We start from the raw sequence: 20,408 nt of genomic DNA, 5'->3' as shown, positions 1-20,408 counted from the left end.
TCAGCCTCGCGTCAGCTTCTTGTAGGTGGCACGGTGCGGACGGGTGGCGTCCGGGCCGAGGCGCTCGATCTTGTTCTTCTCGTAGGACTCGAAGTTGCCCTCGAACCAGAACCACTTCGATTCGCCCTCGTACGCCAGGATGTGCGTGGCGACTCGGTCGAGGAACCAGCGGTCGTGGGAGACGACCACGGCCGCACCGGGGAACTCCAGCAGCGCGTTCTCGAGCGAACCCAGGGTCTCGACGTCGAGGTCGTTGGTGGGCTCGTCGAGGAGCAGCAGGTTGCCGCCCTGCTTGAGGGTGAGCGCGAGGTTCAGACGGTTGCGCTCACCGCCGGAGAGCACGCCGGCCGGCTTCTGCTGGTCCGGGCCCTTGAAGCCGAAGGCGCTGACGTACGCGCGGGACGGCATCTCGACGTTGCCGACGTTGATGTAGTCCAGCTCGTCCGACACGACCGCCCAGAGGGTCTTCTTGGGGTCGATGTTGGCGCGGCCCTGGTCGACGTACGAGATCTTGACGGTCTCGCCGACCTTGATCTCGCCGGAGTCCGGCTTCTCCAGGCCCTGGATCATCTTGAAGAGCGTGGTCTTGCCGGCGCCGTTCGGGCCGATGATGCCGACGATGCCGTTGCGCGGCAGCGTGAAGGACAGGTCGTCGATGAGGACCTTGTCGCCGAACGCCTTCGAGAGGTTGTTGACCTCGACCACGATCGAGCCCAGGCGCGGGCCCGGCGGGATCTGGATCTCCTCGAAGTCGAGCTTGCGCATCTTGTCGGCCTCGGCCGCCATCTCCTCGTAGCGAGCGAGACGGGCCTTGGACTTCGCCTGGCGGCCCTTGGCGTTGGAGCGGACCCACTCCAGCTCTTCCTTGAGGCGCTTGGCGCGCTTCTCGTCCTTCTTGCCCTCGACCTTGAGGCGCTCGGCCTTCTTCTCCAGGTAGGTGGAGTAGTTGCCCTCGTAGGGGTGGGCGCGGCCGCGGTCGAGTTCGAGGATCCACTCGGCGACGTTGTCGAGGAAGTACCGGTCGTGGGTGACGGCCACGACGGCGCCCTTGTACTGGGCCAGGTGCTGCTCCAGCCAGTTCACGGACTCGGCGTCGAGGTGGTTGGTGGGCTCGTCGAGGAGCAGCAGGTCGGGGGCCTCCAGCAGCAGCTTGCAGAGGGCCACGCGGCGCTTCTCACCACCGGAGAGGTTGGTGACCGGCCAGTCGCCGGGCGGGCAGCCCAGCGCGTCCATGGCCTGCTCAAGCTGGGCGTCGAGGTCCCACGCGTTGGCGTGGTCCAGGTCGTCCTGGAGCTTGCCCATCTCCTCCATGAGTTCGTCGGTGTAGTTCGTCGCCATTTCCTCGGCGATCGCGTTGAACCGGTTGAGCTTGCCCTTGATCTCGGCGACGCCGTCCTCGACGTTCGCCAGGACCGTCTTGGACTCGTCGAGCTTGGGCTCCTGCATGAGGATGCCGACGCTGAAGCCGGGCGACAGGTACGCCTCGCCGTTGGACGGCTGCTCCAGACCCGCCATGATCTTCAGAACGGTGGACTTACCGGCGCCGTTCGGGCCGACCACACCGATCTTCGCGCCGGGCAGGAAGTTCAGGAAGACGTCGTCAAGAATCACCTTGTCGCCGTGCGCCTTGCGCGTCTTGCGCATGGTGTAGATGAACTCAGCCAAGAGAAACCGTCCGGCAGATCGATGGTGGGCAGATACACCCCATCTTGCCGTACGTCCATCCTCCGGGGGAAACCCGTTCAGCGGCCGGGACCGTCCGAGGGGCGCTTGCGCAGGGCCAGGACCACGCCCGCCCCCAGTACCACCAGGCCGACCGCGAGGGCGGCGATCACCGGGGTGGCGCCGGAGCTCCCGCTGGCTGCGAGCCGTTCCTCGGCCGCCCCGGCCGCCCCGCCGTGCTGCGGCGCGAGCGCCCCGGGGGCCGAGAGGGCCGAGGCCGCCGGGGCCGCCGACGCCCGGGAGGCCCGGACGGGTGCCCAGACCGCACTCGCCGTGGCCGCCGTGACGGATTCGCTGGACCCTGCGACGATCTGCGCCTGGTCGCCCGCCCCGCCGGTCAGGACCCGGCCGACGGGGACGCCGGTGGCGCCCTGCACGGTCACCGAGGCGGTCCCGTCGGCGGTGCCGGCGGGCACCACGAACCACAGCCGGGTGCCGTTGCGGGCGGCGGTCAGGGGGTCGCCGTCCCGGTCGACGATGCGGACGCCCTGGGCGACGGCCGCCGCGTCCGGGGTGACGGTCACGCTCTGTGCACTGGTGCGGACGGTGACGGGCCCGATCAGGCTGCCCGCCCGGCCGGCCACGGAGCCGGGCTGGAGGCTGAGGGACGCGGGCGGTTCGGCGGTCTTCCGGGCCTCCTCCTGGAGGTAGTCGGCGAGCTTCTCGGCCGCCGGGTCGACGGCTTCGACGGCCACCCGGTCGGTGATCCGCCAGATCGCGACCTGGGTGCCGGCCGCCGCGGTGTCGGCGGTGAGCGCGCCGGCCCCGGCCGCGCGGGCCAGCCCGGCGAGGTCGTTGCGCTGCGGATAGGAGTGCTGGAGGATCCACCGGATCCGACCCGCGTCCGGGTTCCCGGCCAGCGGGCTCGCCGCCCAGGGGGTCTCGGTGTACCGGGTCTCGCGCTGGGCGAGGCTCGTGAGGCCCAGCCCGTAGGTCTGCAGGGTGCCCCCGCCGTCGACCCGCATCTCGTACAGCCCCGCGGGGATGCGCTGCGCGCCCGCCGGTCCGCGCAGCACGGCCTGTCCGGACGCGGCCGGCCCGTCGAGCACGGCGCTCGTGCCGGCCTGCCGGTCCGGGGCGCCCAGGGCGGCGGCGCTGCCTGCGGCGGCCGGGGCGGCGAGCGCCGCCGCGAGCAGCACCACGGCGACCGGGCGCCGCGCGGCACCCGGCACGGGCCGCCGGCCCGCGGCACCGGCAGCACCGCCAGCACGGCTGACATCGGCAGCACGGGTGACATCGGCAGCACGGGTGACATCGGTGGCGTCGATGGCGTCGGTGCCACCGGCTGGACCCACAGCACCGGCGGTGGCGCGCCCGTCCGCGCGGGCGGCGGCCCAGGCGGCTTCGGCGGCGGAAGCGGAACCGGAAGCGGAGGCCTCGGCGCGCTCCTCGCCCGCGGCGGAAGCCGGGTGCGGGCCCGCGAGAGGCACCGGAGCAGGAACAGCAGCAGGAACCGCGGGAACGGCAGCAGACACAGTCTTCCCCTTCGGGCCAAAGACCCACGTGCCCATGAGTACCGGGGAATCGTAGCGCTCTCGAACACTCAGACCACCGCCGCCTTCTGAGCTTCAGTCAGTGACGCGTCGGCCTTCATCACCCGTCTGAAGGCCGATGTACCGCGGGCGAGGTCGTGTCCCACGGCCACGGCGTCCACCTCGGCGGAGAACCAGCGCCTGCCCTCGGTGGCCTCCTCGTCGCGAACCCGCAACCGCCCGTGCACCAGCAGCGGTTCCCCGACGGATACGGATCCGGCCAGGTTCGCGGCCAGCGCGCGTTTCGCCCAGACGGTGTAGAAGCTGGTGGGCCCGTCGGCCCAGGCCTCCTTCTGGCGGTCCAGGTACCGCGACCGCACGGCGATCCGGAACCGCGCGACCGGACCGGCCGGCGTCTCCCGGTAGTCGACCCGGGTCGCGGCCTGCCCCACCAGCGTCACCAGGGTTTCGTTCATCCCCCTCGCCCCCTCGCGTTCATTCGTACGGGGCTCCCCCCGGAGCCCTCGTACGCCCATGCTGCGCCGGTCGCGCGGGTCCTGCCGGCGCCTGTGGACTACCGGCCGGTTGTGGACAACCTCGCCACCGTCGCGTACTGCTCGCGCACCTCCCGGTAGCGCAGCAGCTCGGCCGCGACCGGTTCCAGCACCTTGCCCCGCCCGCAGCCGGCCGCCGCCTGCCGCAGTCGGCTCTCGGCCTCCTGCCCGTACCGGCGGGCCGGTCCGCGCGCGGCCACCGAGCAGGTCCACTCGACCAGCGGGCCACCGATGATTCCGGCCACCATGAGCAGCACCGGCACCGTCAGCCCGGGCTCCAGCACCCCTGCGATCTGCCCGACGAGCCACAGTCCGCCGTAGATCTGCAGCAGGGTCATGGCGGCCTGGGAGAGCACCGCGGCCGGCCACCAGGCGGGCCGCGGCGGCTTGCCGGGCGGCGTCCCGGCGGTCACCGCCAGCTCGTCGAGCATCTCCGGCAGCCGCTCGGCGCCGCGCACCGCCGTCTCGCGGACCGCCAGTGCCCACGGCTCGGGCAGTCCGGCGGCGGCCTCGTCGGCGACCGTCCGCACCGCCTGCTCCACCCGCTGGCGGGCGGTCACCTCTTCCTCGGGCGGCGGCTCGGGCGAGGAGCCGAAGGCGAGGCGCTGGGCGATGCGCTGCGGCGAGCGCCGGAGTTCGTACCAGCGCCACAGTCGCAGCCAGGGCGTGCCGCAGGCCTTGCCCGCGTTGCGCCGCCAGGCGCGTTCGGCGGCGAGGCCGGCGGCGTGCGCGCCGACCGCCTCGGCGAGCCGGTCCTCGAATTCGGCGCGGGCCCCCTCGCCGATCTCGGGGCGGCCGTCGGCCACGTACAGGGGGCGCAGCCGCAGGGCCGCGCGGTCGACGTCGGCGGACAGCCGCCGGGTGGCGGCACCGCGTTCCACGGTGAACTGTCCGAGCGTGTCGCGCAGTTCGCCGACGCCTTCGCCGGTGAGGGCGGACAGGGCGAAGACCATGGCGCCGGGCTCGCCGTGTTCGCCGAGGGCCATGCCGTCCTCGTCGAGGAGCCGGCGCAGGTCGTCGAGTACGAGGTCGGCGGATTCGCCGGGCAGCCGGTCGATCTGGTTGAGGACGACGAAGGTGATCTCCGCGTGGCCGGACAGCGGCCGCAGGTAGCGCTCGTGCAGTACGGCGTCGGCGTACTTCTCGGGGTCGACCACCCAGATGACGGCGTCGACGAGGCTGAGGACGCGGTCCACGTGCTCGCGGTGGGCGACGACGGCCGAGTCGTGGTCGGGCAGGTCGATGAGGACGAGGCCGCGCATGGCCTCGTCGGTGTTGCCGGCGTCGCGCGGGCGGCGGCGCAGCCGGCCGGGGATCTCCAGCCGGTCGAGGAGGCCGGCCGCGCCGTCGGACCAGCTGCAGGCGATGGGGGCGGAGGTGGTGGGCCGGCGCAGTCCGGTGTCCGAGATCTGTACCTGGGCGAGGGCGTTGAACAGGGTGGACTTGCCGCTTCCGGTGGCGCCCGCGATGGCGACGACGGTGTGCCGCGGGGAGAGTCCGCGGCGGGCGGCGGCCTCGTCGAGCACGCGGCCGGCCTCGGCGAGGGTCTTCCCGTCGAGGCGGGTGCGGGACAGCCCGACGAGCTGGCGCAGCGCGTCGAGGCGGACCCGCAGGGACATGTTCTCGGGGCTGGGCGCGGGGACCGGGGGCGCGGGGTCGGGCCGGGAGGTGCCGGAGACGGCGCGCAGCAGGGCGTGGGTGTCGCCGTCCTCCGGGTCGTCGCCGGGGCCTCCCGGTCCGCCGTTCTCTCCCGGTCCGCTGCGCCGGGCGATCAGCCCGTCGTCCCAGCGGGAACGGTTGTGCTCGGGCTGGTCGGTCAGTGCGGTCACCGCGGTCACCTCTCCTTCTGCAGTACGGACAGCGCGGCGATCAGCTCGGCCTGGGGTTCGGGGGTCACTTCGAGGGCGTCGAGGGGGGCGAGCCGGCGGTCGCGTTCGGCCTTGAGTACTTGGTCGAGATGGGTGCTGACGACGTCGTTGCCGCGGTCGCGCAGCCTCAGGGCGCCCTGGGCCCCGATGCGCGCGGCGAGCCGTTCGCCGGCGGCGCGGGCCCGTTTGCCGCCGAGGAGGGCGGCGACGAGCAGGGCCGCGACGGCGTCGGCGTCGGGCGCGTTCTGGTGGTCGAGGCCGGACACCTCTTCCTCGGCCAGCTCTTCCAGCACCCGCCGCCAGCGGCGTACGGCCATGCCGATGCGCTCGCCGGCCTCGCGGTCGGGCACGGGCAGCGGGACGGCGCCGGCGGCGGGCTCCCGGCGCCAGGCGTCGGCGATGCGTTCGTCGGCGGCGGCGACGGCGCACTGGAGGAGCGCGGCGAGGCTTTCGGCGAGGGAGTCGAGGAGTTCGTCGGCGGAGGTGTCGAGGGGGTAGCCGCGCCACCGGGTGAGGGCGTCCCCGGCGAGTACGGCGCCCTGGTCGAGGCGGGCCCGGACCCGCTTGCCCTCGCGCTGGTACGCGTCTTCCACGGCGCCGGTGAGCCGGACGGCGGCGGCGTGCTGGGCGGCGACGGCGGAGGCGAGTTCGGGCATCCGGCGGCGCAGGGAGTCGAGGGTGCCGAGTGCGGTGCGGCCGACGGCCTGCTGGCGGGCGGCGGGGTCCTGCGCGTGGTGGCTGAGCCAGGCGTAGAGGGGGGCGACGGCGCTGGCCGGGAGCAGTCCGCCGCCACCGGTGGACTCGGGCAGCTCGGGGACGGTGAAGCGGGGGACCTCGCCGAGTCCGGCGCGGGTCAGGAGGGCGCCGTACTGGTGGGAGACCTCGGCGAGCACCTGGTGGGGCACCCGGTCGAGGACGGTGACGAGGGTGACCTTGTACTCCTTGGCGGTGCGCAACAGGTGCCAGGGCACGGCGTCCGCGTACCGGGAGGCGGTGGTGACCATGACCCAGACGTCGGCGGCGCAGATGAGTTCGGCGGCCAGGGTGCGGTTGTCGACCACGAGGGAGTCGATGTCGGGGGCGTCGAGGAGGGCGAGGCCGCGGGGCAGGGTGGCGACGGTCTCGATGCGTACTTCGCGGTGCTCGCGCTCGCCGTTGCCGGAGCCGTCGGCGGAGCCGGTGTCGCAGGCGTCGCGTTCGGATTCCTCCTCGCCCTGCGGCAGCCAGACCCGCAGCAGGTCGGGAAGTACGCGCATGCCGGCGAACCAGTGGTGGTCGTCGGGGTGACAGACGAGGACAGGCGTTCGAGTGGTCGGGCGCAGCACGCCGGCTTCGCTGACCTGCCGGCCCACGAGCGAGTTGACGAGGGTGGACTTGCCGGCGCCGGTGGAACCTCCGACGACGGCGAGCAGGGGCGCCTCGGGTGCTTTGAGGCGCGGTACGAGGTAGTCGTCGAGCTGCGCGAGCAGCTCCGCTCTGGTCTGGCGGGCGCGCGGGGCACCGGGCAGGGGCAGCGGCAGACGCACGGAGGCGACCCGGTCGCGCAGCGCGGAGAGGGCATCGAGCAGCTGGGGCCGAACATCCAAGGTCACCACATGCGAAGAATGCCCAATTTTGCGTCTGTTTTGAAGCTTATAGACTCTCTGCGCGCCGACCGCCACTCCGGAGGGACCCCCAGGACAGAACGGACGACTGGGGCGCAGGCATAACGAGTGCACAACACCCGGCACGCGGCGGCGGAAAACCGCTGCGCGAATCGCACCTGCCTGCGATTATCGGGACCGCTTCACCGAACCTCCACATCGTGGCACGCGGGTGAAGCAACCGGGACTAGGCGAGCGGAGCCCTATCCTTGACCCGGCTCACGGTCACCTTCCGGCCCCCGTAGCTCAGTGGATAGAGCAGGTGCCTTCTAAGCACTTGGCCGCAGGTTCGAGTCCTGCCGGGGGCACATTTCTTCGCAAGCCCTCCGCCCATCCGGGCCGGAGGGCTTTCGCGCAGGTCAGAGCACCCTAGCAAGGGCGAAGTGGCCGGACCCTGGGGGCCGGACCACCATCCGGGGCGATCGAACGGCAGTCCGGCTGTGTCCGGCTGGTTCCGGGTTTCTACGGGTGGCCACGGTGGATACACGGTGGGGTTTCCGCGGCCCCGCTCAGACCTCGGGAAGGTCTCCCCCTGCCTCGATCCGGCTCTTGAGGTCGTTCAGATGACCCACGATGCAGCGCGCGTACACGGCCAGCAGCACCGGCACGCTGTTGCCAGCCCACTCCGCTACCTGCGCGGGTGGCACACCGTCATTCAGCCAGTTGGTCAGGCAGGTGTGCCTCAGGTCGTAGACCCTTCGCGCGAGCGGTGAGGCGTACTCCTCCGGCGTGAGCGTCTCGGAGCGGGCGGAGCGCCAGGCCCGCCGGATGACGGAACCGGCGAGCATCTCCCCCTTCTCCCCCTGAAAGAGCAGAGCCCCGGGCTTCAGCCCCTCACGCTCGACGTGCTCACGGAGGATCTTCGTAAGCGCGGGTCGGCACGGGACAACCCGCATGTCGTCCGCGGCCCGCCCCTTCAGCCCGCGCTCCTCGTGGATCGCCCCGTCGTCCGTCCAGTGCTTGCCGACCTCGGGCTGTGCCGTGTGGATGAGCAGTTCGCCCCACTGGTCGGGAGCGTCCGCGGCTGGCAGCCGCACGTCCATCACGTCCATGGCGATGACCTCTTCCGGGCGGGCGCCGGCGTAGTACATCGTCGCGAAGAACGGGTGCAGCCGCTTGCCGCCGCGGGGCCTGCCCTGCACCCAAGCGAGCAGGTGCGCCGCCTGGTGGGGGTTGAGCAGGGCCCGCTTGTCGACGGCCGTGGACGTCTTCGGGGTCGACCCCCGCCCCTTCGGAAGCGGGTTGACCCGAAGGACGTCGTGCTTGACCGCGTGCTCCATCACGACGTTCAGGACGCGGCGGTTGCGCTTGACCGTGCTTGCTGCGGCGGTGGTGCCGTCGAGCACGGACGACACGGCCCGGAGGACAGCGTCGACCTTGGTCGTGCTCTCCCACGCGGCCATGGTCTCGCTGTTCCGCTCGATCCACTTCAGGATGAGCAGCACCTCCGGCGGAGCGTCGGCCCGCCGGCGGGTGTTGAACCCGTACTCCCGCAGCGCCCGCCGGAACAGCACCGGGTCGAAGGTGCTGGGCACCGGCGCCTTCAATAGCGCCACCGTGGCGGCCGTAAGCGCCTTGGCGGTGGTCTTGCGACTGTTGCCCGAGGTCCGGTGCCACTGGTGGTCCACGAACTGCACAGCGAAGTCGTACCAGCTGACCTCGGACGCCCCGGACTTGTGGGAGACCGGGCGCCCGGTGGTCACGCTGAACGGTTCCCCCCTGCGGGTGGCGCTCACCAGCTCGGAGCGGAAGGCGTCCGCGAGGGCGGCCGTGGCGAACGGGGCCCGCCACTCCTTGCCACCCAGGAACCAACGGACCGTGTACGTGGTCCCCTTGGCCTGCTTCCGCGCGGCGATCTTCCAGATCTTCACGTCGTACGTCGTGTCCATCAAGCAGCGTCCTCGCAGTCGTTCAAGAAGATGTCCAGATCGCCCCGACGGACGCGCAGTTCGCCGTTGGGGAGCTTGATGCAGCGCGGGGCCCGGCGCTTCAAGCGCCAGTCGTAGAAGGTGGATCGCGAGATCCCGAGTTCGTCACAGACCTGCGGGACCGTGAGCATTCCGCGGGTGCGCGTGTGGGTGGCCATGCAGGCGTACCTCCGGAGCGGATGTGGAGTGGGGCAGGTTCAGGCGCGGGCGCGGCCAGGTGAAGCCCTCGGGGCCGTGTGCGTCCGAGGCTTGGATTTCTGCGTCACCACGTCATCTGCGTCATTTGGTGCTCTGACCTGCGGTTTTCGGTGACACAGGGGTTGGCTGTGCGTCACCGGTGTGCGTCACCTGTGTCATCGGGTGACGCAGGGCGGTGACGCAGGTGACGCGGGATGACGCAGCCGTGGGCCGTCTGCGTCACCCCTGTCACCGCAGGCCAGGAGCGGTTTCGGGGGTGCTGGTGACGCAGGTGACGCAGGTTCTCTTCTCTTAGGAAAAAGGCGGGTGCTTTTGTCTGTGGTGGTGCTCGCCTTCGAGCGTGAGAAGGAGCCGCTGCGCGGCGCGCCTTGCGCAGCGGCGGCAAGCCGCCGGAACAGCAAGAGGAGCACCCGCCGCCTTGGCCGGGGGTGCTCTTCTTGCCCGTGCGGGCACCCCCGCCGGGGGCGCGGGTCAGAACATCGGGGCGCTCTGGGCCGGGGCGGCGACGGCCTGGCGGGTCAGTGCGATGTAGCGGGCGGTGTTGGTCCGGCCCCAGTCAACTTGGACGCCCCGCGCGGCGAAGGTGGGCTGAAGCCGCTTGAGGCGGTCGGAGAGAACCTTGCCGGTGGTGGGCCACCCCTTGGGCAGGGGACGGAAGTCCTCGCCCGCGTAGAGCTGCGTGAGGGTGTGCAGCCACTCCGCCGACGTCATCCGGACTTCCTCGCCCGGGGTGACGCCGGCGGCGTGCTTGAGGACGGTCTGCGCGAGGAGGTCGCCCTCGATGACGTCGTCGTTGAGGTCGTCCAGGCTGGTCCGGTAGGCGTCCAGCGCGCCGAAGCTGCGGGCGGCGTCGAGCTGCGCGCACAGGTGGGCGAAGTCGGCCATGCGCAGGTCGGTGGGGATGTCGGCCTGGGCGGCGCGGACGCTGACGGCGAGGTCGAGGACGGAGCCGAGGATGACGGGCAGGTCCCGCGCGAACTCCGTCCACAGTTCCGCTTCGGTCCGCCGTGCGCGGGGGCGTTCCAGGCGGAGGGGGAGGAGGCGTTCGGCGAGGTCGGGGCGGATGACGCCGACGTCGATGCCGGTCAGCAGGAGGGGGCGGCGGTAGCGGGAGCGGACGACGTCGCCGTCGGTGAACAGGGCCCGTTTGATGTTCTCGGCTCCGGTGACGATGCAGCACATGAGGTCGGAGAGGTCCGGGCCGAGGTGGGAGAGGTTGTCGAGGCCGGTGATCCACCCGGCGGCGACGGCGGTGATCAGGTTCTCTTCGTCCTTGGGCGGGCGGCGCAGGTCGCCGCTCATGCCCTCGATGATCCGTACGAGCATCTTGCCTGCGGTGGACTTGCCTGCGCCCTGGGGGCCGGTGAGGAACGGGGCGGGGACGGGGACGTCGGGGCCGAGGCAGCCGACGAGCCAGGCCAGGGCCAGGCCCTCGCTCTGGGCGCTGGAGAAGTTGACCAGGCGCATCAGGGTGTCGATGCCTTTGCCGTCGGTGTCCTTGGCGGGGAGGGGGAGTTCGCCGGTGAGCTGGGTGCGGCGCCAGCAGACCTCGCGGGGGTCGGGGATGAGGATGTCCCAGCCGCCCGGGTGGATGCGTACGGACTTGCCGTCGTCGCGGCCGAGGTCGAGCCAGGTGGCTCCGTCGAAGCCGGGGGCGACGCGGATGTGGACAGGCTGGACGTCCTCGGTGAGCGCGAGTGCTTCGATCAAGTCGAGTGCCTCCTTCAAGGCGGTTCCGTTGAAGACGCCGACCCCGTCGCGGAACAGGCCGACCATGAGTTCCTGCCGGTGGCTGCCGGTCGTCCCCTGGGAGCGGATCGGCCGTGCGACGGGGTGGCCGTTGCGCTGGGCGTAGACCATGCCGTCCACGGTGCGGAAGTACCGGAAATGGGACTGCGCGTAGTCGGTGATGACCTCACGAGCCGCCGGGTTCTTCTCGTCCTCAGGCATGTCACATCCCCAAGGCCGTGCGGGCGTTGGACCAGGCGGTCTGGCAGTGCCGCAGGGACTCGCCCTTGGCGTACGCGGCGGCGAACAGCAGGTGGACGTGGGTTTCGGTGAGGCAGCCGCACCGGCCGTGCCGGGACAGCACCGCGAGGAAGACCCGGTAGACGGTGTGGTGGATCGCGCTGTGGGCATCGGTGATGGACTGTTCGGCCATGGCGATGCCGCGCTCCAGGTAGGCGGGCGTGCGGTGCGGGCACGGCCCGCCCCCGGCCGGAACGGCAGCGGCTACCCGAGGTGGTGCCGGTTGGACGGCGGTCGGCTTGTCGGCGGCGAGTGCGCGCACGGTGTCGGGCAGCGCCGTCAGGGGGCCGGTGCCGGGGCCGAGCCAGCGGGCGTAGCTCATGAGGGACTTGATGTCGACGCCTTCGCGAACGCCGTTCACCGACCGCATGGTGCCCTGGTAGATCCAGTGCTCCCCGCGCGTCGTCAGCATGATCCGGGTGGGCGGCAGTGCCTGCCGGGCCCAGTCGATCGCATCAGCGTTGTCGAGGTCGACGACGGTGCGGCCGACGCCGCCGGGGTGATAGCCGAGAGCCCAGGCCTGCCGCCAGGCCGTCTGCCAGCCGGGCGAGTCGATCACCGCCGGATCCTTCGTCGCGGCAGCCCAAGCGTGGCACGGCCGTCGGCACATACAGGGGCCGGGGGTCTTCATGTTCGGCCGGCCACCGCACGCGTTGCCCGTGCAGGTGCGGCAGTTCCCGAAGGGGACCTTGCCCTCCCGCAAAGGCAGCACGGGCAGCCCCATCCCGGACAGCCACAGCGCGGTCGGCAGGAATCGGCCTGTGCTCCTCACGCGGCCACCTGCCCGGACAAGGCACGGGCGAGGAACGCGCGGCCGATCCACTCGGAGTAGGCCGGGGGGATGGCCTCGGTCAGCTCCTCGCGGACGTCGGTCCAGTCGATGCCCATCGCGGCCTGCATCTCCGCCACGTCCGCCTTGCCCCCACCCGAGCCGTAGGCGGCGACGTACGGTCCCTCGTGGTACTCGCCGTGCCGCCACCCCCGGACCCGCCCCCGGTGCTTGCGGTGCTTGGGCTTGCTGGTGGTCCAGCCGCTGAGTTCGAAGTTCCGGTGCCGCAGCACCCCGAGCCCGAACATCTCCCCGCACAGGGTCAGGTCCTTGCGGATCTTCGCCTTCCCGTTGGGCTGCTCGATCACGTACGGCACCCCCGACGCGTCCAGCAGCTCCCGGGTGGGGGCGACGAGGTCGATGTGAGTGCCGCCCCAGCCCTGGGAGCGGTTGGTTCCGACGGTGAGCGTGCACTGGTCCTGGCAGGGCGGGGAGCCGTGGATCAGGGAGTACGCGGTGATCTCCCCGGAGTCGATCAGGTCGACGAGGATGGTGAGGGCGTCTCCCTGCCGGAACGCGAACGGGTAGCGGGCGGATCGGTCGACCTTGTCGACGCCGTGGACGGTGAATCCGGCGCGGTGGTAGCCCATGGCCGCGCCGCCGGCGCAGCAGAACAGGTCCAGCAACAGCGGACGGTCGTTGTCCGTGTGCTCTCGCCGGATCAGGGTCGGGTGGGTCATGCTGGATACCTCCAGTTGGATAGCTGGTTGAGGGCGGCCCGGACTTTGGCGAGACGGGGCCGCCCTCGCTGTGCTTCCTGGGCAGGCTGTTCAGGCGCTGATCTGTCTACGTACGTCGGCGACGAGGCGGAGGATGTCGTGTGCCAGGTCGGTGATCGCCTGGAGCTGTTCTTCGATGTCCGCAGGTCCGGTGAAGGTGAACGGCGGTTCGTTGTTCGGCTTGGGGTCGGTGAAGCGAAACGACACGGGCGACTCCGGCCAGGTCAGATGTTGAGGTGGTGGGCGCGCTGGATGGCGGCTTCCCAGACGCTGCGGACCTGGGGTCCGGTGTGGGAGTCGTTCCAGGTGGGGATCGACTCCCACTGTTTGCCGTGCTGGCGGCGGGCCTCGTCCAGCAGGAGGTTCCCGGCGTCGCGATAGGCGGTGGTGCGGGCGCCAGCCGCTGCGCGCAGAGCGCCGATGGAGCAGCGGGCGCCTTCGGGGTGGATGAGGCGGTGCTTGGCCCAACCGTGGGTGTCGAGGAAGGCCAGGGCATCGGCGAGGGTCTTCTCGACCGGGCCGGTCCGGTGCACGGGCGGGGCGGCGAGGACGTGGGAGACCGGTGTCGGGGCGGCCGGGGCCACGGGGGTGATCGGTTCCGGTGCGGGGTCGAGGAGCTGGAATGCCTTCGCGTACAGGTCGGGGTCGACGGGGGTGAAGTCGGTTTCGGTGCGGGTGTTCATGCGGCCCTCCAGAGTCCGTTTTCGTTGGTGATCTCGTCGCGCTTCTTCAGCTCGGACAGGCGGGGCTTGATGTTCTTCGCGGTGGTGCCGAGCTTGCGGGCGATGGTCTCGGCGGTCATGGGGATGGACTCGTCTCGAAGGAGTTCGAGGATTCGCGGCTTGATCAGCTCCTGTCCGTCGGGAGGGACCGCAGCACCGACGGCCCCGGCGTGGCCGGCGGCGGTCCGGGGCTGGTCTGCTGCGGTCGGTTCTTGCTGTGCTTTGGCGAGGAGGTCGGTGAGGCTGCCGACGAGGTTCTTGCCGCGCTGGTCGACCACCGGGGTGCTGCTGATGGCCTCCCGGTGCTGCCAGGCCTGGCAGTTCTCGACAGCGACTGGCGGCATCGACCCGGCGAGGGAGGCGGGCGGTACGTCGAGGTGCAGGGAGCGGAATTGGACGGCTTGGGAGCCGGGGGTGAGGAGGTAGCCGAGGCCGAAGGTGCCGTCCTCGGGTGCGGCGGAGGACGCGGTGGCCAGGCCGGTCATGTCGCGGTCGGCGACCTTGGCGTACTGGCCCGGCCACTGCGGGGGGATCATCGACAAGTCGATGCCCTCCGCGCCCTCGACCGCGTTCGTGCCGACCAGGGAGCCCTGGCCCTTCGCGCAGCGCAGGAACACGGCGCCGCCGCCGATCAGGAGCTGCGAGCGGATGATCGTGGAGTTGCCGAGGTCTTCGGCGAGCGGGGTCTGGGTGGCCAGGACCACGCCGATCCCGCGCTTGAGGGAGCGGCGGGTGAGCTGCTCCACGATCGCTTTGGCCTCGGCGTGGTACGGGGAGGCCACCGACAGGAGCATGTGGGCTTCGTCGATGACGATGAGGATCAGCGGGTCGGTGAAGGGGAAGGCCGGGGAGCGGTAGCGGGCTTCGCGGTCGAGCATCATCGCGTAGGCCAGCCGCAGGGCGCCCATCGCTTCGTCCAGGCCGTCCCCGCAGTACGCGGCCAGGCCCGCTCCGGCGATGGTTCCGGCCTGGGGGGAGGCCAGGATCACGGCGACACGGGAGCGGTGGGCGGAGAGCAGGACCTGTTCCAGTACTCCGGACTTTCCGGAGCGGGAGCCGCCGACGAGGTAGAGGTGTCGGGCGCCGGATCCGGGCTGGGCCAGGGGGACCAGGGCCGGGCGGGAGTCGATGTAAGTGCCCAGGCGGACGTACCCGCGCGCGTCCATGGCCAGTTCGTCCGCGACCGCAGAAAGCATGGTGCCGTGCATCAGTGCGTGCTCCCGCATGACGCGCACCCCCATCTGGGAGGGCTTGTCGGCGGGGGCCAGGGCGATCTGGATGGTCTCCAGATCGAGGTTCCCGGCAAGGTCCTGCAGGTTGACCGTGCCGATCGCCTTCCGGTCGCGGGTGGCGATCCCCTCCCAGTCCAGGGGCCCGTCATAGCGGGTCAGGGTGAGGGTGGTGCCGGGCATCGCTCCATCCGGAACAGCGACGTGCGCGGCCCAGACCTGCTCAGGCGTTGTCGGGGTGCCGGGGGCCGCGATCTGCGGCGCTGGCGGTGCCTTCTTGAGGTGGACGGTGATCGGGAGGGCGTTGGGTGCGTAGTGCTTGGGGTCTCCCATCCCGATCTGGGAGACGGGGATCTGGTAGACGGCGGCGATGTCGGCGGCTTTCACGCGGACCTGCTGTCCCTGGGGCAGGGTGATGATCCCGGTGAAGGCCAGGTGGTCGTCCCCGACGTCGACGGCGAGGTGCGCGAGGGCGGCGCCGGGCTGGATGAGCTTGCGTCCCTCGGTCTGCGTCGGGCCGCAGATGAACTCCGTCCACCACGCCGTGATGATCTGCTCCTGCGAGCTCTGCCCGGCCGCCGGGGCCTCCGCGGTGACCACGGCCGGCAGGGTCGGGAGGCCGGTGGTATTGCGGTGGTGGGCCAGGACGGCGGCCCCGGCCGGGACGGCGAACCCGAGGGCGAACAGCGGGTTCATGCCGGTAGCCAGGATCTGATGGGCGGCGATGCCGCACCCGGTGGCGGTGATCCCGCAGGCGATCAGGGACCGCAGGGCAGGAGCGGACGTGCTGAGCGCCCAGGCTCCTGCTCCGGCGGCTCCGGCGGCGAGGGCGGACCAGGGGCCGACGGCGGCGGAGGCGACCGCGAGAGCGGCGGGCGCGTACTGGATGAACTGTGCTCGGGTCGGCCCCATGATCCGTATCTCCCTTACGGCTGGGTGTAGAAGACGGCTTCGGCCATGTCGACGGGCGAGGTCTCCACCGCGTCGGCGATGCCTCCGTGGTCGGACTCGACGGTGGTCTTGGCGTCGTCGGCGGCGGCGGCCGCGCTGTCCGCGGCGGCGGTGTAGGCGCCGGCCGCTTCCTTGGCGCCGGTCATGGTCAGGGCCGCGTCCGCGAACTCGGCGGTGGTCGCGTCGTCCACGGCCAGCGCCTTCATCGTCTCCGAGGCGTCCTGCATCTGCTCCGCCGTGTCATCGACGTCGGAGGCGAGCTTGGTGACGGTGTCCGCGTGTTCGTGGACCTTGTGGGTGAGCCAGGCGAGCTTGGTACGCAGGGCCGCGTAGTTCGCGGCGTCCTTGAGGGATTCGGCGGCAGACATCAGGGGCTTCTCCTCGTCTATCGGGCGTTGTAGAAGTCGCGTTCGGCGGGCTTGGTCAGCGGGGAGTCGGCGACGGCCCGGAAGATCTGGCCGTGCCGGACCTCGGCGTTCGCCGACGCCATCCGGCACGCCTCCTCCCCGCCCTGGATCTGGTCGTGGACCTTCTGCGCGGCGGCGGCCTGGAGCGCGAGCTGTTCCTTCAGGTACTCGCACTTGCCGATGAGGTTCGCGCCGACTTCCTTCTCAGTGATCTCGGCGATCAGGACCTCGCAATCCGCGGCGAGCTCCGCCGACTCGTCCACGAGCTCCAGGCAGGTCTCCAGGCTGGACTGGCACAAAGTGGCGGCGCCTTCGGCAAGGTCGATGACCTGCGTGAGCGTCATGACCTCACCACCGCTGTAGGTACGGGACTTCCCGGCGGCCGTCGTGACGTGGACACCGTTGGCATCGACGGTCGCGGTGTGCGGAACGGGCGGGTTGGGCTGCATCGCAGGGTCCTTCCTGAAGCTGTCGGGGAGCGTGACGGCCGGAGGCGGCGGAACAGTGCCCGGCGGCGGAATCCCCGGATCCGGCGGCGGGACCGTCGGACCGGCGCCCGGCGGCGGAACAGTCGGCCCCGGAGGCGGGACCGTCGGGGGCACGGTGGGCTTCGGCGGTGCGGTGGGCTTGGGCGGCGGTGCCGTCGGGGGGACGGTGGGCTTCGGCGGCACCCCGGTCCCCGGGACGGGCCCCGCCGGTCCCGCAGGATCCGCACCGGAGGGGAAACCGGAGGAATTGGTTTCCGGCTTCTTGAGGTAGGCGGACCGCCATCCGTCACGCAGGCCACCGGCCCAGTTGGCGCCCGCCAGCAGCCCGTAATGGGCTTTCGCCGCCGCATTGTAGGGAGCGTTCCGGAAAGTCTCCGGTGCCCTGGTCGGGGACCATTGCGATTTCGGCTTCTTCTTGGGTTTCTTGATTCCCGCCTGTCCGTACTTGTTGTGCGTGTTGCCCACGCCGGTCAGGTAGGTGATGGCGAGAAGGATCAGGAGTTCCACGAGCCCCCCTCCGTAGCACTGTGTAGTTGCCTGGCGGTTACCGGTTACCGGTTACAGCCCCCGTGGACGCCGGTTCGGCCCCTCGTACGGGGGTGCGGGTCGTGTCTGCGGGCTGTAACCGGTAACCGGTAACCAGGAGATGGTTGCCTAGCGTGACGTGCTGCCGATGCTGTCGACCGTGTTGTTCGCCGTGCTGAAGACCGATTCGAGGGTGCCCCTGATCTCTTCACTGAACGGCGTGTACGGCAGGAAAATCCCGGAGACGATCAGCATGATGCAGATCGCCATCTGCTTTCCCTTGGTCTTCTTGAAGGTGAAGAACAGTGCCCAGCAGAACAGGGCGAGGGCGAAGAACTGGAGCGTCATTTCAGGCACCCTTCTCGAAGGTGAATCCCTTGTTGTTCGCGGAGGCGACTGCACTCGAACCAGAGACGGAAACGGACGGGGCGGAGAGTTTCTTGTAGGCGAAGAGGCCACCGCCGCCGACGAGCGCCACCCACAGCCACGGGCTGGAGGCGATGCCGCCGGCACCACCGGACTCCTGCGCCTCAGGCTCCGGGGCGGGAGCGCCCAGGGCGGTCGGGGCCTCGCAGTCGGCGATCCGCGCGACGTCGTACTTGGCCGCCTTCGCCACCGCCGCGGCGCGGCCCTTCATGCACTCCAGGTAGATGGCCATCTGCCGCTCGTAGAGGGTTTTAGCCGCGTCCTCGGCGAGCTTCGCCCGCTGCTTGCCTGCTTCCGCCTCCACCAGGGCGTTCGCGGACTCCTCCTGGGCCCGCGCGCGGTCCTGGACGGCCTGCTCGCCCTGCATGCTGGTGACGGCCACGACCGTCCCGCACACCGCGAGAACGGCGATCGTGCCGCACACGGCGAGCGCGGCCGTGTTGCGCCGGACCCCGCCGAGCGTGACGGAGACCTTGGACGACGTGGCGGGCTGCTCCGGGGCCGCGGCGTTCATGCGGGTGAACTCCTCGTCCCAGTCGATTCCGGGCACGGCGGTTCCTCCTTCCAGTGCTGGGGCGGTGCAGGTCAGAGCTGGTTCGAGTCCAGGGAGAAGAACGAGACGATGCCGTTGGACAGCTCGGCGTGTCCGGCGGCGACGTACTCCCGGATGGCCAGGTAGGCGTCGAAGCGGGTCGTTCCAGCGGGCGGGGTGTAGGTGCCGTTCTGCGTCACCGCTGCCCTGCCGGGCAGCTCCAGGGTGAGAATCCAGTGATACGAGCCCTGCTCGGCGGCGGTGGCGGTGGCGGTAGTGGAGGCCTGGGAGGTCATGGAAACTCCTTGCCGGTTTCAGTTGCGGTCGAGGTGGTCGGCCAGGGTCCGGCCGAGCTGGGCCCCGACGGCCACCGCGGCCGCGGAGCAGGCGAGGGTCAGGGAGGCGCCGACACCGTGGGCGGACAGCTCCCGCCAGGTGTGGACGGCCACGCCGAAACCGGCGAGCAGGAAGACGGGGAAGACGAGACGGCGCAGGTTCACGGGCGGGCTCCTCGGGAGTCGGCGCAGGTGTTGCACTGGCCGAGGTGGGCGGGGATGACGTATCCGGCATCCGTCCGGCAGGCAGGGCAGGTACGGCGGGCAGTGTTGGCCTTCGCGAGCGCTGCGGCCCTGGCAGGAGTCATGGGCCGGACCGGCAGCGCGAGTTCGATCCGGTACAGGTAGGCGACCAGCGGGCCGCTCCTGCGCCGGGGGCGTTCGAGCTGGGCGGTGACGTGCTGGCCACCGGGCCGGAGCCCAGCGGCGCGGAGCTGACGGCGGGTGGCCAAGCCGTCCGGGGCCAGGCGCCACCGGTAGACGGGCAGGGTGCTCACCGGGGGCTCTCTTCCTGGGCCATGAGCGTGGCCCAGGCGGCACGGATCCGGGCTTCGCCGCCGGTGAACCCGGACTCGCGAAACGCGGCGACGGTCTGCCGGTAGGACAGCGGCGGGTCGTCCGAGTACCGCAGGTACCGCAGGACGACGACGAGCTGTTCGTCCGTGAGCGGCTCCCCCATCAGCGGGGTCGCCACCCCGGCGATGGCCGCGAGCTGGTCCAGCGTCACGGCCGTGACTCCACCCGTGACGCCACCCGTGACGGCCTCACTCTCGGCCCCGTCCGTGAGGGCGTTGACCTGCGTGTCTTGCCCGTCACGGGCCCCCGTGACGGGGTCGGTGAGGGGGGCCGGTTCGGGGGCGGTGGGCAGGGCGGGCGTCACGGGGGCCGTGACGGCGTCACGCCCGGCCGTGACGGGCATGTCGTCGCGTGTGACGGTGATCGCGAACATGTCGCCCAGGGCGACGTCTGCGCCGGTCGTGATCCGCTCCCGCTGGACATCCAGGAGCTGGGATCCGAGCCGGGTGTCCCCGGTACCGACCTTGCGGGCGAGTCGCCAGGAAGCACGCTCGGACCGCTCGCGGACCTTGGTGTCAGGGTGGTTGGCCGCACGGGCTCGGTGATAGGCGAGCGCCTGCACGACGGCCGCGGCGCGGGCTTCGGCATCGGCGTCGCGGCCGTCGGTGTGGACGACGATCCGCCGCGCCAGGAACGCCATCCCCTCGGCCGCCGCCGTCATGCCCATCGGGGTCAGGGCATAGACGACGGTCCGGCCCGCATCCGGGGCCGACACCGCCGCCATCGCGGAAGCCGCGGCCGGCAGGACCCACAGACCGGCCCGCACCGCGAGCGGCGACGACTGGCCCAGCATCGTCAACCCCAGCAGGACCAACGCCAGCACAGCGGTCGCGCCCTCACCGGCCGCCACCGCACCCGCCGCCGTCCCCGCCCCGTAGACCGCCTTGATGTTCGAGTACGTCCCGTACCCGCCGGCCGCGCCCGTCACCAGCATCGGCACGAACGCAGCGCCGAGCACCGTCTTCTGGGCCCGCGTCAGCTCACGGCCGCCGGTCATGCTGCACCCCCGTCGGCCGGGGCGACGAACGCCGCGGCGATCAGGACCACCGCCGAGGCGGGGTTGCCGTACTGCTCGGCGTCCTCCACCCACGTCCACTCCGGCGACCCGGTGAACACGTAGCCCAGGGCCTCAAGGGCCCGTGAACGCTCCGCGACCGTAGGCACCACAGCCCCCGTGAACGCGTGCCCCGGCCACCGGGACGCACCGGGCTGGATCACGTACAGGTGCCACCTGCCGGCGCGGCAGGCCATCTGCG

Annotated in this window: 22 protein-coding genes and 1 tRNA gene; 1 reads left to right on the top strand and 22 read right to left on the bottom strand. The window is 71.4% G+C overall.

Features of this window, described 5'->3' with window-relative positions; genetic code table 11:
- The 5 genes from ettA to OG764_RS23545 form a co-directional block, all read right to left on the bottom strand.
- Nucleotides 1-1,665 (bottom strand): energy-dependent translational throttle protein EttA, encoded by a 1,665-nt coding sequence (ettA, locus tag OG764_RS23565; RefSeq protein WP_328970408.1) that lies wholly within the window; start codon nt 1,663-1,665, stop codon nt 1-3.
- Nucleotides 1,666-1,742: 77 nt separating this feature from the next.
- Entirely contained in the window at nt 1,743-3,152 is a 1,410-nt protein-coding gene (locus OG764_RS23560) for a thioester domain-containing protein (RefSeq protein WP_328970407.1), read from the bottom strand.
- Between the two features lie 113 nt (nt 3,153-3,265).
- Nucleotides 3,266-3,670 carry a single-stranded DNA-binding protein gene (locus OG764_RS23555; RefSeq protein ID WP_328970406.1) on the bottom strand — a complete coding sequence of 135 codons (405 nt, stop codon included), beginning with the start codon at nt 3,668-3,670 and terminating at the stop codon, nt 3,266-3,268.
- A gap of 98 nt (nt 3,671-3,768) precedes the next feature.
- Nucleotides 3,769-5,586: a GTP-binding protein gene (locus OG764_RS23550; protein WP_443056023.1), complete on the bottom strand. Its 1,818-nt coding sequence runs from the start codon at nt 5,584-5,586 to the stop codon at nt 3,769-3,771.
- Nucleotides 5,583-7,202 carry a dynamin family protein gene (locus tag OG764_RS23545; RefSeq protein WP_328973138.1) on the bottom strand — a complete coding sequence of 540 codons (1,620 nt, stop codon included), beginning with the start codon at nt 7,200-7,202 and terminating at the stop codon, nt 5,583-5,585. The genes OG764_RS23550 and OG764_RS23545 overlap by 4 nt, the downstream gene beginning before the upstream one ends.
- A gap of 292 nt (nt 7,203-7,494) precedes the next feature.
- On the opposite strand from OG764_RS23545, the gene OG764_RS23540 reads away from it, so the two are divergent.
- Nucleotides 7,495-7,567 (top strand) — tRNA-Arg (locus tag OG764_RS23540).
- A 201-nt stretch (nt 7,568-7,768) separates the two neighbouring features.
- On the opposite strand, the gene OG764_RS23535 is transcribed toward OG764_RS23540, so the two are convergent.
- The 17 genes from OG764_RS23535 to OG764_RS23455 form a co-directional block, all read right to left on the bottom strand.
- Nucleotides 7,769-9,148 (bottom strand): tyrosine-type recombinase/integrase, encoded by a 1,380-nt coding sequence (locus tag OG764_RS23535; RefSeq protein WP_328970404.1) that lies wholly within the window; start codon nt 9,146-9,148, stop codon nt 7,769-7,771.
- Nucleotides 9,148-9,345 carry a helix-turn-helix transcriptional regulator gene (locus OG764_RS23530; protein WP_328970403.1) on the bottom strand — a complete coding sequence of 66 codons (198 nt, stop codon included), beginning with the start codon at nt 9,343-9,345 and terminating at the stop codon, nt 9,148-9,150. Before OG764_RS23530 ends, OG764_RS23535 begins: the two co-directional genes overlap by 1 nt.
- Nucleotides 9,346-9,856: 511 nt before the next feature.
- Nucleotides 9,857-11,335 carry an ATP-binding protein gene (locus OG764_RS23525; RefSeq protein ID WP_328970402.1) on the bottom strand — a complete coding sequence of 493 codons (1,479 nt, stop codon included), beginning with the start codon at nt 11,333-11,335 and terminating at the stop codon, nt 9,857-9,859.
- Nucleotide 11,336: 1 nt separating this feature from the next.
- Nucleotides 11,337-12,137 (bottom strand): DNA primase, encoded by an 801-nt coding sequence (locus OG764_RS23520; RefSeq protein WP_328973137.1) that lies wholly within the window; start codon nt 12,135-12,137, stop codon nt 11,337-11,339.
- Between the two features lie 44 nt (nt 12,138-12,181).
- Complete coding sequence (locus OG764_RS23515) at nt 12,182-12,922, bottom strand: DNA cytosine methyltransferase (RefSeq protein ID WP_328970401.1); 741 nt, start codon at nt 12,920-12,922, stop codon at nt 12,182-12,184.
- 90 nt (nt 12,923-13,012) lie between these two features.
- Entirely contained in the window at nt 13,013-13,168 is a 156-nt protein-coding gene (locus OG764_RS23510) for a hypothetical protein (protein ID WP_328970400.1), read from the bottom strand.
- A gap of 17 nt (nt 13,169-13,185) precedes the next feature.
- Entirely contained in the window at nt 13,186-13,644 is a 459-nt protein-coding gene (locus tag OG764_RS23505; protein ID WP_328970399.1) for a DUF6197 family protein, read from the bottom strand.
- Nucleotides 13,641-15,824 carry a type IV secretory system conjugative DNA transfer family protein gene (locus OG764_RS23500; RefSeq protein ID WP_328970398.1) on the bottom strand — a complete coding sequence of 728 codons (2,184 nt, stop codon included), beginning with the start codon at nt 15,822-15,824 and terminating at the stop codon, nt 13,641-13,643. The genes OG764_RS23505 and OG764_RS23500 overlap by 4 nt, the downstream gene beginning before the upstream one ends.
- A 14-nt stretch (nt 15,825-15,838) precedes the next feature.
- A complete protein-coding gene (locus tag OG764_RS23495) occupies nt 15,839-16,231 on the bottom strand; it encodes a hypothetical protein (protein WP_328970397.1) in 393 nt (130 codons plus the stop codon).
- Nucleotides 16,232-16,248: 17 nt separating this feature from the next.
- Complete coding sequence (locus OG764_RS23490; protein WP_328970396.1) at nt 16,249-16,719, bottom strand: hypothetical protein; 471 nt, start codon at nt 16,717-16,719, stop codon at nt 16,249-16,251.
- A gap of 693 nt (nt 16,720-17,412) precedes the next feature.
- A complete protein-coding gene (locus tag OG764_RS23485) occupies nt 17,413-17,631 on the bottom strand; it encodes a hypothetical protein (protein WP_328970395.1) in 219 nt (72 codons plus the stop codon).
- A gap of 1 nt (nt 17,632) precedes the next feature.
- A complete protein-coding gene (locus OG764_RS23480; protein ID WP_328970394.1) occupies nt 17,633-18,259 on the bottom strand; it encodes a hypothetical protein in 627 nt (208 codons plus the stop codon).
- Between the two features lie 35 nt (nt 18,260-18,294).
- Nucleotides 18,295-18,537, bottom strand: coding sequence for a hypothetical protein (locus tag OG764_RS23475; protein WP_328970393.1), 243 nt, complete (start codon nt 18,535-18,537; stop codon nt 18,295-18,297).
- An 18-nt stretch (nt 18,538-18,555) separates the two neighbouring features.
- Nucleotides 18,556-18,741, bottom strand: a complete 186-nt coding sequence (locus OG764_RS23470; RefSeq protein ID WP_328970392.1) for a hypothetical protein — start codon at nt 18,739-18,741, stop codon at nt 18,556-18,558.
- A complete protein-coding gene (locus tag OG764_RS23465) occupies nt 18,738-19,073 on the bottom strand; it encodes an RRQRL motif-containing zinc-binding protein (RefSeq protein WP_328970391.1) in 336 nt (111 codons plus the stop codon). The genes OG764_RS23470 and OG764_RS23465 overlap by 4 nt, the downstream gene beginning before the upstream one ends.
- The gene (locus tag OG764_RS23460; protein ID WP_328970390.1) at nt 19,070-20,149 is read right to left on the bottom strand and encodes a hypothetical protein; all 1,080 of its coding nucleotides are present in this window, start codon (nt 20,147-20,149) and stop codon (nt 19,070-19,072) included. Before OG764_RS23460 ends, OG764_RS23465 begins: the two co-directional genes overlap by 4 nt.
- Nucleotides 20,146-20,403 carry a DUF6303 family protein gene (locus OG764_RS23455; protein ID WP_328973136.1) on the bottom strand — a complete coding sequence of 86 codons (258 nt, stop codon included), beginning with the start codon at nt 20,401-20,403 and terminating at the stop codon, nt 20,146-20,148. Before OG764_RS23455 ends, OG764_RS23460 begins: the two co-directional genes overlap by 4 nt.
- Nucleotides 20,404-20,408 lie beyond the last annotated feature (5 nt).

It is taken from the genome of Streptomyces sp. NBC_00239, assembly GCF_036194065.1.
In the GTDB taxonomy this organism is placed as follows: domain Bacteria; phylum Actinomycetota; class Actinomycetes; order Streptomycetales; family Streptomycetaceae; genus Streptomyces.
The sequence above is the reverse complement of the archived record's forward strand: the minus strand, read 5'-3'. Positions and strand labels throughout refer to the sequence as shown.

Coding starts and splice junctions, on each gene's coding strand:
- OG764_RS23555 (WP_328970406.1), bottom strand. CDS start 3,670: ATGAACGAAACCCTGGTGACGCTGGTGGGGCAGGCCGCGACCCGGGTC.
- OG764_RS23535 (WP_328970404.1), bottom strand. CDS start 9,148: ATGGACACGACGTACGACGTGAAGATCTGGAAGATCGCCGCGCGGAAG.
- OG764_RS23530 (WP_328970403.1), bottom strand. CDS start 9,345: ATGGCCACCCACACGCGCACCCGCGGAATGCTCACGGTCCCGCAGGTC.
- OG764_RS23525 (WP_328970402.1), bottom strand. CDS start 11,335: ATGCCTGAGGACGAGAAGAACCCGGCGGCTCGTGAGGTCATCACCGAC.
- OG764_RS23520 (WP_328973137.1), bottom strand. CDS start 12,137: ATGGGGCTGCCCGTGCTGCCTTTGCGGGAGGGCAAGGTCCCCTTCGGG.
- OG764_RS23515 (WP_328970401.1), bottom strand. CDS start 12,922: ATGACCCACCCGACCCTGATCCGGCGAGAGCACACGGACAACGACCGT.
- OG764_RS23505 (WP_328970399.1), bottom strand. CDS start 13,644: ATGAACACCCGCACCGAAACCGACTTCACCCCCGTCGACCCCGACCTG.
- OG764_RS23500 (WP_328970398.1), bottom strand. CDS start 15,824: ATGGGGCCGACCCGAGCACAGTTCATCCAGTACGCGCCCGCCGCTCTC.
- OG764_RS23495 (WP_328970397.1), bottom strand. CDS start 16,231: ATGTCTGCCGCCGAATCCCTCAAGGACGCCGCGAACTACGCGGCCCTG.
- OG764_RS23490 (WP_328970396.1), bottom strand. CDS start 16,719: ATGCAGCCCAACCCGCCCGTTCCGCACACCGCGACCGTCGATGCCAAC.
- OG764_RS23485 (WP_328970395.1), bottom strand. CDS start 17,631: ATGACGCTCCAGTTCTTCGCCCTCGCCCTGTTCTGCTGGGCACTGTTC.
- OG764_RS23475 (WP_328970393.1), bottom strand. CDS start 18,537: ATGACCTCCCAGGCCTCCACTACCGCCACCGCCACCGCCGCCGAGCAG.
- OG764_RS23460 (WP_328970390.1), bottom strand. CDS start 20,149: ATGACCGGCGGCCGTGAGCTGACGCGGGCCCAGAAGACGGTGCTCGGC.
- OG764_RS23455 (WP_328973136.1), bottom strand. CDS start 20,403: ATGGCCTGCCGCGCCGGCAGGTGGCACCTGTACGTGATCCAGCCCGGT.